This is a genomic window from uncultured Aquabacterium sp. (assembly GCF_947366995.1).
Lineage (GTDB): Bacteria > Pseudomonadota > Gammaproteobacteria > Burkholderiales > Burkholderiaceae_C > Aquabacterium.
In genome coordinates this window covers 12,837-26,262 of the sequence record NZ_CANBCC010000033.1, presented here as the reverse complement: position 1 = coordinate 26,262, position 13,426 = coordinate 12,837, and the positions used below count along the sequence as shown (strand labels likewise).

Sequence of the window (13,426 nt, the reverse complement as noted above, 5' to 3'; positions counted from 1 at the left end):
TCACGCCTTGCTGGGGCGGCCCTTCTTGATGGGCGCCAGTGCGGCCAGCGTCTCCTTCAGGCGGGCGTCACTCAGGCCCATCAGCGCGTGCAGGGCGGCGCGCAGCACCTCGCTCTTCTTGACCGGCATGCGCCATTCCAGCGCGCGCAACTTCACGCGGTCGATCAGTGCCCATTCGTCGCTGGGCATGGTGAACGAATCGCGCACCATTTTGATCTTGGCGGCCTTGGGGGGTTTGGCCGGCTTGTCGGCCTTGACGCCCTTGCCGGGCTTGGCCGGCTTCTCCACCTTGGTGGCACTCGGGGCGGGAACGGGGGCGGCGGAAGCCTTCGGCGCGGTCTTCCGCGCGCGCACCGACGTGCCGGTCGACTTCTTCGCCACCTTCGCCGGCGTGCGCGCGGGTGCCTTGGCGGGCGATGCCTTCTTTGCCGGGGCCGGCGTGACCGCGGGCACTTCGGCGGGCACAGCTGAGGCGGCCGGCGCCGGCTCGACAGCCTTGACCTTCGTGGTGCGCACGCGCTTCGGGGGCGCCGCAGGGGCCACCACGGCAGGCGTCGGCGTCACCACCGCATCGGCGGGCTTCTGTTCAGGCGATTCGGCCTTCTTGTCGGGTGCAGCGGCGGGCGTGGTCATGGAAATCCTCTTCGTGTGACTACTTGATGAAATCGTATAAATATTATAGGTAATTCATCGGAATGCACGGTGGACGCCCATCCTGGGGGGTGCCACGGCCTCGTCATACTTCGTGCCCAGACTTCCGACGTGCAACCACGTCAGGAGGGCGGCATGTTGAAGAAGCAGGCAGTGGCATCGCTGGGGCATCGGGGGCTGCTGATGCCGGTCTGGGTGAAGGCCGCGCTGGCGGCCAACGATCGGCTGAAGGTCTACCTCACCGTGCTGCAGGCATCTGCCACGCGGGCGGCCCACCCCGACCAGGAGCCGCCCGACCTGTCGAGCGAGCTGCGTGCGGCCGGGCTGGAGACGGCCGGCTGGCTGCATGACATGCCCGCGGGCGCCAGCGCCGTCGACGGTGCCCTGCTCCTGCCCGAGTTGCCCGCGCTCGTCACGGCGCTGAGCGAAGACCTCGCCGTGATGGCGCGCCCCGTGCTGGAGGCCTGCACCGACGACGTCGAGCCCCATGCCCGTGTCCGCCAGTGGCAGGACTGGCTTGCGGGGCTGAAAGGCGAGCAGCTCGACCGGGCGCACCTGCGCAGCCTCACGCACGGACAGCGGCATGGCGACGACAGCCTGCACCTGCTGGTCATGGACCTGCACAAGGCCATCAACCGCCTGTCTGCCGAGCTGGCCAGCGAGGTCATCGAGGGCGCGCATGTCTGGCAGATCGACGAGGCTGACCGTGCCTGCATCCGCGCTTTCATGCGGGGCCTCAATCGCACCGCGCCATTGAAGTTCGACCACCCTGGCCTGGACACGGCAGCGACGCGCGACGGCGCCCGGCTGCTGCTGCAGAACGACATCGGCACGAACGACGCGCATGTGCTCGTCATCCAGGTCGAGGGACGGCACATCAGCCTGCCCTATTCGGATCTTCACCGCAGCCGATTTGCGTTCTTCCAGGCCATGCTGGGCCCCCTGGGCGGCATCTGGTCGGGGGTCGAATCGCGGCAGACCGCCGAGTTGAACGAGGGCAAGGCCTACACGGTCGGCACCGTGCGTTTCGAGCCCGAGACCGATGCGGCGCTGGAGGCCACGCTGGAGGGCATCGGCGCACGCATCGTCTACCTGATCGATTGGAACCGGGCGCGCAAACGGCTGCTGCACTTCGTGGACAAGGTGGGTGCCGTGGCGGTGCTCACCGCGGCGGCCGAGGCCGAAGCAGGCCACATGGGCTGGCTGAAGGCGGGTGGCGAGCACCTGGTCTGGCAGGCCATGCAGGATGTCGACCAGGGCGCCTTCCGCATCGGCGACCGCCTGGACGAGGTGCTGGGCGCAGAGGGCGCACGCCATTTCCTGGTGGACGTGCTGGTCCGGTCGAGCGAAGCCCTGCGCCGCGGTGAGCCTGCGGCCCTGCTGGCCGACGAGGCCCGCATGCTGCTGTCGCGCATGGTGCACCAGCGCGGCGCCGGCTTCGACCTGCTGGAAGAACACGCCGCCTGGTGCCATGCACTGGCTCAGGGTGTGAGCGATGTACTGCTGCAGGGACACGACGGCCTGCGTGATGCCGCCGCCGACCTGGCCGCCCGGGCCAAGGCCTGGGAGCGTCGTGCCGACCATCTGGTGATGCAGGCGCGGCAGGAGGCGGAGCGCCGGCCGCGCCTGGCGCCGGTGGTTCAACTGTTGAGCCTGTCTGACGACGTGGCGGATGCGCTCGAAGAAGCTGCCTTTCTGATAGGCCTGGTGGCCGACCACCACCAGCACGGTTGGAACGTCGAGGTGCGGCAGGCCCTGTCCCGGCTGGCGCAGACGGTGCTGCAGGCGGTGCAGGAGCATGTGAAGGCGCTCGCCATTGCGCGCACACTGGATCACGCCAGCGAGACCAACGACACCGACGCGTTTCTTGCCGCCACCTGGAATGTGGTGCGCGCCGAAAAGCAGTGCGACGAACTGCTGCGCCACGCGCGGCGCGAGATCCTGCGCAACGTGCAGGATGCGCCCGCGCTGATGCTGGCCAACGACCTGGCCCTGAGCCTCGAGCTCGCATCGGACCGCCTTCTCGCCGCCGGCTATGCCCTGCGCGCCCTCGTGCTCGATCAGTCCGTCAAGGGGGCCTGAGATGGCAGCCGATCTGCACGACACCTACTTCATCGGCTGCTTGCCCAAGACGTCGGCGGCCCGCCCGACCCGCTCTGAGCCGGGCCCCGCCACCATGGGGTTCAAGGCGTGGAACCTGCTGAGGATGGCCGACATGGGCCTCCCGGTGCCGCCGGCCTTTGTGCTGGGAACGGGGTGGTGCCACGATGCGGCATCCCGTGCTGCCGCGGCGCAGCCGGCCACCTGGCAGGCCGGGCTGGCCGCGCTGGAGTCGCGCACCGGGCTCAGGCTGGGCCATGGGGGCCGCCCGCTGTTGCTGTCGGTGCGATCGGGTGCGCCGGTGTCGATGCCCGGCATGATGGAAACGCTGCTCAACATCGGCTTGTGCGAAGCCACCGTGCCGGGGTTGCTGCGGCAGACCGGGCACCCCCGGCTCGTCTGGGACGCCTACCGCCGGCTGGTGGCCACGTATGGCGAGGTGGTGGCCGGCATCGACGCCCGCCACTTCGAAGACGCCACGCAGGCGCTGGCGGGCGGCCGCAATGAGCGCGATCTGGATTTCGCCGAACTGAGAGACCTCACCCACCGGCACCTGGCGGTGTACCACCAACACGCCGGGCGCGCGTTCCCGCAGGACCCGCGGATGCAGCTGTCGGAGGCCATCACGGCCGTGCTCGCCTCCTGGCAGTCCGCGCGCGCGCAGGCTTACCGCACCTCGCACGGTATCGCCGATGACATCGGCACCGCCGTGACCGTGCAGACCATGGTGTTCGGCAATGCGGGCGGGCGCTCGGGCGCGGGCGTGGGCTTCACGCGCAACCCCGCCACCGGCGAGCCAGGGCTGTGGGTCGACTTCCTGTTCAATGCGCAGGGCGAAGACGTCGTCTCTGGCCGCCACAGCGCGCACGGCCACGCCCTGCTGGCGAGCGTGCTGCCGCTGACCTGGCAGGCCTTGCAGGAGGCGACCCAGCACCTCGAGCGTGAACTGGGCGACATGCAGGACTTCGAGTTCACCGTGCAGGACGGGACGCTGTGGATGCTGCAGACGCGCAGCGGCAAGCGCACCCCGCGCGCGACGGCCCGCATTGCGCTGGACCTGCTGGATGAAGGCCTCATCACACGGGCCGAAGCGCTGGCGCGTGTACACCACTTGACGCAGGCTCACCTGACCTCGCGGCGTGTGGTGGGGGAGGATGGCGCCCCGCTGGTGCCGCTGGCCGAAGCCGTGGCAGCCTGTGACGGCGTGGCCAGCGGCGAGATCGCGCTGGATGAGGCCCGTGTGCGGGCGCGCCAGGCGCAGGGCGTGCCGACCGTACTGCTGCGGGTGGATGCCGAAACCAGCGACATCGCCGCGCTGGAGCAGGCCGAGGGCCTGCTGACCCAGCGCGGCGCACGGACCTCCCATGCCGCGGTGGTGGCCCGGCAGCTTGGCAAGGTCTGCCTGGTGGGTTGCGACGCTTTGCGCATCGACCTGGCTGCCCGCCGCGTGGAACTGGGCGGCCAGACTTTCCAGGAGGGCGAGACCCTCACCCTGGATGGCCACGCCGGCCGCATCTACCGCGGGGTGGCACGCACCGAGGCCGATGTGCCCGCCGACCTCTGTGCCCGCCTGGTGGCCCTGCAGGGCGATGCGATGCCCTGAGAGGGCTACCGTTTAGCGCGGTCCGCCCATGCGCGCCATGGCCTGACCGGCCAGGCCCGCCGGTGTGCCGATGGCGCCGGTCACGGCGTGCGCCTTGCATTTGCCGAACACGTAATCCGCCTCCTTCACCGAGCGGGTCTCCAGCCAGTAACGCCACGTCGATTTCGGCCAGATCGCGAAGTTGATGCCATCGGCCGTCTGGTACCAGCTCTTGCAGCCCGAGCTCCACACCGTGCCCTTGAGGCTTTGCGTCATCTCGCCCAGGAAGCGCTGCATGGCCTGCGGCTTCACGTCGATCCAGTCGGCGTTCTTGCGCTTGACCAGCTTGATGCACTCGATGATGTAGTTCACCTGCGCCTCGATCATGAAGATGATGGAGTTGTGCCCCAGGCCCGTGTGCGGCCCGACCAGCTGGTACATGTTCGGGTAGTTTGCGGTGGTGATGCCGTAGTAGCTGGTGGGGCTGACCTTCCAGTCCTCCTGCACGGTGTGGCCGTTCAGGCCGCGCAGCTCGAAGCTCTTCATGTAGATGCGCGGGTCGACCACGAAGCCGGTGCCGAGGATCACGCAGTCGAGCTTGCGCTCCCGGCCGTCCTTCGTGACGATGCCGGTTTCGGTGAAGTGCGAGATCGCGTCGGTCACCAGCTCGACGTTGGGCCGGTTGAAGGCCGGGTACCACTTGTTCGAAATCAGGATGCGCTTGCAGCCCAGCGTGTAGTCGGGCGTGAGCTTCTTGACCAGCGCCGGGTCCTTCACCTGGTAGGCGATGAACTTCTTGAGCAGGCCTTCGCCGATGCGGGCCATCCAGGGGTTCAGGATGGGCCACAGGCGCGATTCGTTCGTCCAGTAGCAACGCCAGCGGTGCAGCGTCTGCGTGAAGGGCAGGGCCTTGAACATCGCCTTGCGCAGGCCCGAGTAGCTGCGCTCGTCACGCGGGATGACCCACGCCGGCGTGCGCTGGAACACATGCAGCTGGCCCACCTTCGGCGCGATTTCGGGCACGTACTGGATGGCCGAGCCGCCAGTGCCGAGCGAGGCCACGCGCTTGCCCTTGAGGTCGTAGCCGTGGTCCCACTGCGCCGAGTGCATCACCTTGCCCTGGAAGGTGTCCAGGCCCTGGATGTCGGGGAAGGCCGGCACATGCAGCGGGCCTGAGGCCAGCACCCAGTGGCGCGCCATGATGGTTTCACCGCCTGCGGTCTTGATCACCCAGCGGCCCGTGCCTTCGTTGAACACGGCGCTCACCACCTCCTGGTTGAAGTGGATCTTCGGGCGCAGGTTGTGCTTCTTGACGGTGTCGAGGATGTACTGCTGGATCTCGTGCCAGGGGGCATAGCGCTTGGTCCAGTCCGACTTCTTCTCGAACGAGTACGAGTACATGTGCGACTGCACGTCGCATGCGGCGCCGGGGTAATGGTTGTCGCGCCAGGCCCCGCCGACTTCGCCCGCCTTCTCCAGGATCAGAAAGTCGTTCATGCCGTGCTTCTGCAGCTGGATGGCCATGGCCAGGCCGCCGAAGCCAGCGCCGGCAATGGCCACTTCGACCTGGTAAACGACGGGGGCGGCAGCGTGTGCGGTAGTCATGTCTTGTCCCTCGGGATCTGGGTTGTGGAGGCCACCTGTGCGCGCCGTGCAATTCAGGGGCGTGTCTCCGAACATGGCGCGATGGTGGGCGCCCGCAGTCCGAGGGGCCATGCTAGATTCGACCGACAAATTGATCGTTTCGGCCAGAACGGGCCGTTTCCCGGGTTAACCCCGCCTGTCAAATTGATCTGAATCAACATGAGCACCCGATCGATCCTGGGCCTGATCTACATGGTTCAGGGCCTCAAGCAGCTCGGCGAAGACCCCGAGCCGGTGCTGCAGCGGCACGGCCTGACCCTGGAGCAGCTGGATCCGAGCACGCGCATCGAGCGCTCGCGCGAATTGCGCATCTACGCCGATCTGGCCGAAGGGCTGCACGATCCGCTTGTCGGTCTGCGACTGGGGGGCTTCTATGGGCTGGCCGGTTACGGCCCACTGGTGATGCTGCTGATGACCTGCGCCAATGCGTACGAGGCCTTCCAGATGGGCATCCGCTATCAGAAGCTGACATATCTGTTCGGCACGCTGCGCATGGAGCCCGGCGAGCGCCTGAGCGCCCTGGTGCTGCAACCCATGCCCATGCCGCCCCAGGCCTTCCGCTTCCGCGTGGACGGCGAGGTATCGGGCACCTACAAGATGGTGCGCGACATGCAGGCCACGCTGGGCATGGACATCCACGCCGAGCGCATCGACATGCCGTATCCCCGCCCGGCAGAGGCGGCGGCGTACGAGACCTACTTCGGCTGCCCGGTGCGCTTTGGCGAGCATGAGGCGCGGTTCTGGTTGCGCAACGAGCACCTGCAGGTGCGCTTTCCGACAGCCGATGCCTCGGGCCATGCGATGTACCGGGCGATGTGCGACCAGCAACTGCAAGCGCAGGAACGCACCGACGACACGCTGTCGGAGAAGGTGCTGGCGCACCTGGGCCTGTTCAGCGGGGCGTTCCCGACGGTGGAAGCCGTGGCCCGTACGTTCGACCTCAGCGAGCGCAGCCTGCGGCGCGCGCTCAGTGAAGAAGGGCGCAGCTTTCGAGACCTGCTGGCCGAGGCGCGCTACGTGAAAGCCCGTCATCTGTTGAAGCACAGCAGCCTGTCGGTGGAGGACATCGCGCACCAGCTGGGTTATGCGGAGTCTGCTGCGTTCATCCATGCCTTTCAGAGGTGGGCTGGGCAAAGTCCGGCTGTGTACCGGGGGCGCTGACAGAATTCAACTAACCGCAAAGAAGGCCGGCCTAGTCAAGATGCTCGCGCTTGCGTAGCGTTTGATTTAGAGTGGTGGCCTCTCTACGGTTAGTTGAAATCCATCGATGCCAGCTCGCCTGTTCCAAGCCTCCGGCGCGCGCCCAGTGGTGCAGCCCGTCCAGTCCACCGTGGAAACGCTCATGGCGGTGTTGCACACACAGGCCTATGCGGCTACCAGCCGCGCACGCACGCGAGGCCCCAACACCTTGTCCGCCGAGGCTGTGGCGGTCTACCGCACCATGGTGTCCGCCTATGCGCAGTGGGCGCACTCCGCTGGCATCGACATGTTCGCCGAACCCCAACGGGCCATCAATGGGTTTCTGGCCGAGCGCTGCACAGGGCCCCGGCCGTGGTCAGCGGCCACCCATCGCAGATATGCGCGTTTGCTGACCCGCCTGCACTGGGCGCACGGCGGCGGGGCGCTCGTGGTAATCGAAGGACAAACCGAAAGACCCCCCGCAGCGGCCGTTCGCAACGACGTCGATCATGAATGGATGGGAGGTGCAACGGCCTGGATATCGCGCGGTGAGGTCGACCGATTGATTGCGCCGCTGATTGCGCAACTGCCCGCAGATCTGTTGCAGGTGCTTTCCCGGCTCCCCGTCACCGGCCCGGCCATCGAGGTGCCGCAAACGCCAGCGGCCTCGTGGAAAATCGCGCGCGACTTGGTGATGCTTTCCATGGGGCTCGATATTGGCGTGCGCTTTCAGGAAATCCGCCTGCTCCGGCAAGGTTCTGTCGAGATCGACCGAGTGCGCGCCCAGCTGGTGGTGCACCGGGACGAAACCGCTCGCACGGCAAAACACCGCACGATCGCGTCGCCACGAAACGACGGTGGGCCGCGACAACTCGGCCTGTGGCGTGCGCAGATTCTTCTGAAGTGGTGGCTGGCGACCATGCCGGCCGCACTGCGAGGCGCTGACAACGTCCTTTTCCCATCCACGGCGAAGGGCGGTCCGCTTACTGCCTCGACGGCTTACCGGATACTGGAGCGCCTCGGCGAGGCATCGCCCGATCCCGTGCACTGGCTTTTCACCGGAGGCATCCAATCCCTCCGGAGGGCCCACATCCAAATGGCGCTCTCCGAGGGCGTGTCGCCCCATCTGCTGCAGGCTCAGTTGGGGCTGCATCGGCTGGAGTCGGTGCAGCGCTATCTGGAGGATTCAGAAGCTGCGCTGGGCATGGTGGTGCAATCCATAGAGGAGAGGGCACACAGCGTGCATGGAGGGGGCGCCCGCACGGCCAATTCGTGATGCGAAATCTAACGAATATTGCGGAGCGTGAACATTTCTTTATGGCTGCCGGTTGGTGGCACTGGGCGCAGGCGGGCGGCGCATCGCAAAACCACCGTTCCGTGTATCATCCGTGCGAATATCTTTTGCATCACCGGAGACGAGTATGAATTACCAAGAACTGTCCGCCAAGAAGGCCGATCTGCTGCGTCAGGCACAGGAACTCGAGAAACAGATCGAGGAAGCGAAAAAGGCCGAGCGCTCTGCCGTCATCGTCAAGATTCGCCAAATGCTGGCTGACAACGGCCTGACCGTGGCCGACCTGGCTTCCGTGAAAACTGGCAAGACCGGCGCAGGCGCGGGCTCGAAAGTGGCCCCGAAATACCAGGATCCGAACAGCGGCGCCACCTGGAGCGGCCGCGGTCTGAAGCCGAAGTGGGTGCAGGCCGCGCTGGCCGCCGGCAAATCGCTGGACGACCTGAAGGTCTGAGTTTCGACCCGGTCATCTGCACCGGGCCCGGGCGCATTGCATTGCGCCCCTAAATTGCCGGCAACGACTGCCGCAGTTTGTTCAATTGCGGCAATTTGCCGTATCGGCCGGCGCAGCAAGCGCCGAGCCTGTTCAGCTACCCCCTGTCTCCGGGGGGCAGGCATCCTGGCTGCTCTAGGCCGGGCATGACACGCCTTTCCTCCTTCCTTTTCCGTCCATGGTAACGGGCACGTTCGCCCGGCAAGTGGGCTTTGTCATCGGCGCGCTCGGCGTCATCCTGCTCGCCTGGCGGCTCAGCGATGTGCTGGTGCTCGCCTTCGGGGCCACCGTGCTGGCCACCGCACTGCTTGCGGGTTCGACGCGGCTCGAGCGCCTGTTCGGGTTACCGCCAAGAACCGCCGTGGTCGTCACCCTGCTGCTGGTGACGCTGGCACTCGCGTTTGGCGGCTGGCTGGTGGGCGATCGGTTCGCAGAGCAGATGGAGCGGTTGCGCGAGCGCCTGCCCGCGGCCATCGAGGCGGCCACCACCTGGTTGCGGCAACAGACCTTCGGGCAGAGCGTGCTGCAATGGTGGCGCAATGGCATGAAGGGCGATGCGGTGTCGTGGGCGCCGGTGGTGAACGCAGCCGGTCTGACCTTCGGCGCACTGGGCAGTGCAGCGCTGATGGTGGTCCTGGCCATCTACCTTGCGCTGGACCCGGAGCTGTACCGACGTGGCGTGCTGAGACTGGTGCCGCAGGCGCTGCGCCCCCGCATGGCCGCCGCGTTCGAGGCAAGCTCAGAGGGCCTGCAACGTTGGCTTCTGGGGCAGGGCATCTCGATGCTCTTTGTGGGCTGTGCCACCGCCATCGGTCTCGCCGTACTCGGCATGCCGATGGCCTTGTCCATTGGCGTGATCGCCGGGCTCATGGACTTCGTTCCCTACTTCGGCCCCATCGCATCTGGCTTGCTGGCGGTGCTGTTTGCCTTCACCGAAGGCCCCGAGAAAGCGCTGTATGTGGGCCTGCTCGCTATCGCGATCCAGCAGTTCGAGGGCAATGTGTTGATGCCTGTGGTGCAGCGACGCGCGGTCGAGCTGCCCCCGGTGCTGGGCCTGCTGTCTGTGGTCGTGTTCGGGCTGCTGTTCGGCGTCGCTGGCGTGGTGTTCGCCACGCCGTTGATGGTGGTGACGATGATCCTGGTGCAGAAGCTCTACGTGCAGGAGGTGCTGCACGACCCGATGCCCGCAACGGTCGAACCCACCGGCGACGCCACGCCCCCTCACATGCCCGTTGCAGAGCGCCGCGACACCTGAGAGGATTTGCGGCACCGCAGCATCGCAAGGGCGTGAGATGTTTTCTTTACAAGGCAAGAAGGGCCTCGTCGTGGGCGTGGCCAACGAGCACAGCATTGCGTGGGGTGCCGCACGGTCCTTTCGGGAGGCGGGCGCCGATCTGGCCCTGACCTGGTTCAACGACAAGGCCAGGCCGTACGTCGAACCGCTGGCCCGTTCGGTGGACGCACAGATTCTGATGCCGCTCGATGTGGAAGTGCCCGGGCAACTGGAAGCCGTGTTCGAGGCGATCATGACGCAGTGGGGCCGCCTGGATTTCGTGCTGCACTCCATTGCCTTCGCGCCGCGCTCCGACCTGCATGGCCGCGTTACCGACGCATCCAGAGAAGGCTTCGCCCGTGCGATGGACATCTCGTGCCACTCATTTGCCCGCATGGCGCACCTGGCGGAGCCGCTTATGGCGCACGGAGGCAGCCTGCTCACCATGAGCTACGTCGGCGCGGAAGAGGTGATACCGGGCTATGGCGTGATGGGGCCGGTGAAGGCCGCGCTGGAGGCCAGCACGCGCTACATGGCGTGCGAACTGGGCCCGAAAGGCATTCGCGTCAACGCGGTCTCACCCGGGCCGCTGGCCACGCGTGCGGCCTCCGGTATCCCTGATTTCGACGCGTTGATGGCCGATGCCATTGCACGGGCACCGTTGCGCCGGCTGGTGGACCTGGACGATGTCGGGGCGCTGTGCACTTTCCTGGTCAGCGACGCGGCCAAGTCCATCACAGGCAACACGCTGTTTGTGGACGCCGGCTTTCACGTGCTGTGACGGCGGCGCGGCTGGTCAGCGGGCGTCGGATGCGGGGCGCTGGCGGGCCTTGGCCAGGCGCTCGGCGTAGGTGGCCTGGGCGTTTTCCAGCGTCACGCGGCCTGCCTGCACAAAGGGCTCGTTTTCCTGGAAGACATCGAGCAAGCCCTTGTTCTCGTAGCGGGCCAACAGCTCGTGGCCCAGTGCCGCCAGGGTGGCGTTGTCTGCGCGGCAGGACGCCAGGCTCTGGCCTTGGGCGGTGAGCTGTTGTTGGGCGCGTTGCTCGGCCTGTTGTGCGGCAGAACGGGCCTGGCGGCTGGCGTCGTTCACGCGGGTCACCTCATCACGGGCCTGCTGCAACTCACCCTCCAGCCGTGCGCGGTCTGCACGCAAGCCGTTGGCTTCGTCCTGCAAGGCCTGCAGCTTGCGGGCCACGGCGCTCTGACCGGCTCGGGCTGCAGCCAGCGCGCTGTCGAACTCGTTCTTCTGGCGGGCCGCTGCCGCCTGGGCAGCCTGTTGCCCCGCCTGCAACTCGGACTGCACCTGCTGTTGCTGGCGCAGCTGCTCTCTCAGGCGGCGAATCTGCTCGCGTTCCCGGTCGGACTGCGCCTGCACCGGCAGCGCGACGGCCAGTGCCAGGCCGAGCCACAACCAGCGTCGCGCGGTCCTTGGGTGAGATACCGCTTGGCGACGGACATCAGAAGCGCACATTGAGATCCACCTGCAGCGTGTTGACCTGGTACTTCGCCTTGCTCTGAGCGTTGGTCAGGTTGTTGAGCGGAGAGTCGATCGTGCGGCCTGCCAGGTAGCGCACGCCCAGCATCGTCTGGCGGGCCAGCCCGAGGTTGAAGCCGAGCGTGTAGCCCTCAAGGTTGGTGCCGCCAAGGCCGAGATCGCTGTCGTTGAAGGCGTCGAGCACCGCGTCCGAGCCGATGTGGCGGTACGACGTCGTGAGCTGCCAGTGGCCCAGGTCGGTCACCTCGGGCCAGCCGAAGGCGGCCTTCATGATGTAGCCGTCGTCCTTGCCACCCGGGTTGACGCCGGCAAAGGCGCTGCCCGCGCGGCGGCGGAAGTCAGCAGCATCGAAGCCCAGGTTCTTCGCGTACTCGGCCGACACCATCAGGCTGAAGGGCGCAAAGTGCATGAACTCTGCCGACGCGGTCAACACCATCGGCTCGAACTTGTAGGCCAGGCCCCAGACCGGCGTCAGGTCGGCCGGGTTGGTCTGAAACAGGGTGTTGCCCTTCTGACGCAGGTTGCGGCCGTACTCGTGGCGTCCGTACACGATCGGGTCGGCCACACTGCCGCCGTTGGACTCGACGTAGTAGCCGTTGTCTTCCCGGCCTTCCAGATTCTGGTAGCGGTAGTAGGCCAGGCCCAGCTTGACCTTGGTGCGTGAGGTCGGCTCGAGCTGCGCGCCAACCTGCGCGCCGATCAGGGATCGCCCGCCGCGCTCGCCCGGCCGTTGCTCGCGAATCGGGAACCAGCCCACCGTGGCGAACGGAACGGCGGTGCGGTCTTCGTTGAACCACCGCGCGCTGGCCGCCACGCCTTCGAAGTTGAGGTTTTCCGACCAGACCATTTCGGTGCCGAACCACGGGTTGGGAATGCGCCCCGCCTGCAGGGTCACGTACTCGTTGGGATCCAGCCGCAGGAAAGCCCGGTCGAGAAACACCTGGTACTTGTTGAAGTCCTGGCCCAGCGTCTGGTTGGTGGAGACGCGGTCCGTGGCGCTGCCGGTGGTCAGGCGGAAGCCGGCTCCGACTTCGTCGCTGACCTTGGCCGAGACCGCCAGGCGCGCACGGAGCCGCTCGCGGCTGCGGGCCTTCTGCGTGTTGCCCGACGCAAGCGCGTAATCCGCGCCATCGATGGTCACGGCTTCGTAGCCCATGAAATCCGCCGCACGGGTCAGGCCGCCGGTGCCGCTGAACAGCGCGGCCACGTAGTCGTCGGCCGGGGTGTTGTCGCTGGAAGGGCGGTCCTTCTGATAGCGGTAGCGGATGTCGCCCTCGATGCGCACCCGGTCGATCCAGGACGGTGCGTTGGGCACCCCCCAGCGTTCCTGTCGGGCCTGGGCCAGCACTTCTTCTCGCACCTCGTTGCGCAGCTGGGTGCGCGCCGCCTCACTGAGGTAGGGCACCCGTATCACGGGGCGCGCGCCGGTGCCGGTGCCGCCGGTCTCATGGGTTGCCTGCAAGGTGCCCGCGCCAGCCGGTTTCGCTGCGACGGCCTGAGCCGCCCGCTGCTCGGCCTGCTTGAGGATGGCATCGGCCTTGTCCCGCGTCAGCACGCCGGATTCCACCAGCACTTCGATCAGGCTCAGCGTGGTCTGGCGCGCCGCTTCGATGGAGGCTGCCTGGTCGGCCCGGGCCGACGGTGCCGCAAGAACAGCCAGCACGGACAGCGCCATCAAGGTGGGCCGAACGGGAACAGAGGTGAACTTCATGATGGGA

11 protein-coding genes are annotated in these 13,426 nt (G+C 67.0%); 7 read left to right on the top strand and 4 right to left on the bottom strand.

Going from position 1 to position 13,426, the window contains the following annotated elements; translation table 11 throughout:
• Window positions 1-633, bottom strand: coding sequence for a hypothetical protein (locus tag Q0Z44_RS10320; RefSeq protein WP_298012312.1), 633 nt, complete (start codon window positions 631-633; stop codon window positions 1-3).
• Window positions 634-786: 153 nt separating this feature from the next.
• On the opposite strand from Q0Z44_RS10320, the gene Q0Z44_RS10315 reads away from it, so the two are divergent.
• Entirely contained in the window at window positions 787-2,733 is a 1,947-nt protein-coding gene (locus Q0Z44_RS10315) for a phosphate transport regulator (protein WP_298012309.1), read from the top strand.
• A 1-nt stretch (window position 2,734) separates the two neighbouring features.
• Window positions 2,735-4,354 carry a PEP/pyruvate-binding domain-containing protein gene (locus tag Q0Z44_RS10310; RefSeq protein WP_298012306.1) on the top strand — a complete coding sequence of 540 codons (1,620 nt, stop codon included), beginning with the start codon at window positions 2,735-2,737 and terminating at the stop codon, window positions 4,352-4,354.
• Between the two features lie 12 nt (window positions 4,355-4,366).
• On the opposite strand, the gene Q0Z44_RS10305 is transcribed toward Q0Z44_RS10310, so the two are convergent.
• Window positions 4,367-5,938: an NAD(P)/FAD-dependent oxidoreductase gene (locus Q0Z44_RS10305; RefSeq protein ID WP_298012302.1), complete on the bottom strand. Its 1,572-nt coding sequence runs from the start codon at window positions 5,936-5,938 to the stop codon at window positions 4,367-4,369.
• Between the two features lie 198 nt (window positions 5,939-6,136).
• On the opposite strand from Q0Z44_RS10305, the gene Q0Z44_RS10300 reads away from it, so the two are divergent.
• From Q0Z44_RS10300 to fabI, 5 genes are all read left to right on the top strand, one after another.
• Window positions 6,137-7,138, top strand: coding sequence for an AraC family transcriptional regulator (locus Q0Z44_RS10300; protein ID WP_298012300.1), 1,002 nt, complete (start codon window positions 6,137-6,139; stop codon window positions 7,136-7,138).
• A 181-nt stretch (window positions 7,139-7,319) separates the two neighbouring features.
• Window positions 7,320-8,432, top strand: a complete 1,113-nt coding sequence (locus Q0Z44_RS10295; protein WP_298012298.1) for a site-specific integrase — start codon at window positions 7,320-7,322, stop codon at window positions 8,430-8,432.
• 145 nt (window positions 8,433-8,577) lie between these two features.
• The gene (locus tag Q0Z44_RS10290) at window positions 8,578-8,901 is read left to right on the top strand and encodes an H-NS histone family protein (RefSeq protein ID WP_179950644.1); all 324 of its coding nucleotides are present in this window, start codon (window positions 8,578-8,580) and stop codon (window positions 8,899-8,901) included.
• A gap of 217 nt (window positions 8,902-9,118) precedes the next feature.
• On the top strand, window positions 9,119-10,195 hold the full coding sequence (locus Q0Z44_RS10285; RefSeq protein WP_298012295.1) for an AI-2E family transporter: 1,077 nt from the start codon (window positions 9,119-9,121) through the stop codon (window positions 10,193-10,195).
• 37 nt (window positions 10,196-10,232) lie between these two features.
• A complete protein-coding gene (fabI, locus tag Q0Z44_RS10280) occupies window positions 10,233-10,994 on the top strand; it encodes an enoyl-ACP reductase FabI (protein ID WP_298012292.1) in 762 nt (253 codons plus the stop codon).
• 15 nt (window positions 10,995-11,009) lie between these two features.
• Here fabI and Q0Z44_RS10275 read toward each other — a convergent pair whose 3' ends face one another.
• On the bottom strand, window positions 11,010-11,624 hold the full coding sequence (locus Q0Z44_RS10275; RefSeq protein WP_298012290.1) for a hypothetical protein: 615 nt from the start codon (window positions 11,622-11,624) through the stop codon (window positions 11,010-11,012).
• 46 nt (window positions 11,625-11,670) lie between these two features.
• Window positions 11,671-13,419 carry a putative porin gene (locus Q0Z44_RS10270; RefSeq protein WP_298012288.1) on the bottom strand — a complete coding sequence of 583 codons (1,749 nt, stop codon included), beginning with the start codon at window positions 13,417-13,419 and terminating at the stop codon, window positions 11,671-11,673.
• Window positions 13,420-13,426: the final 7 nt, after the last annotated feature.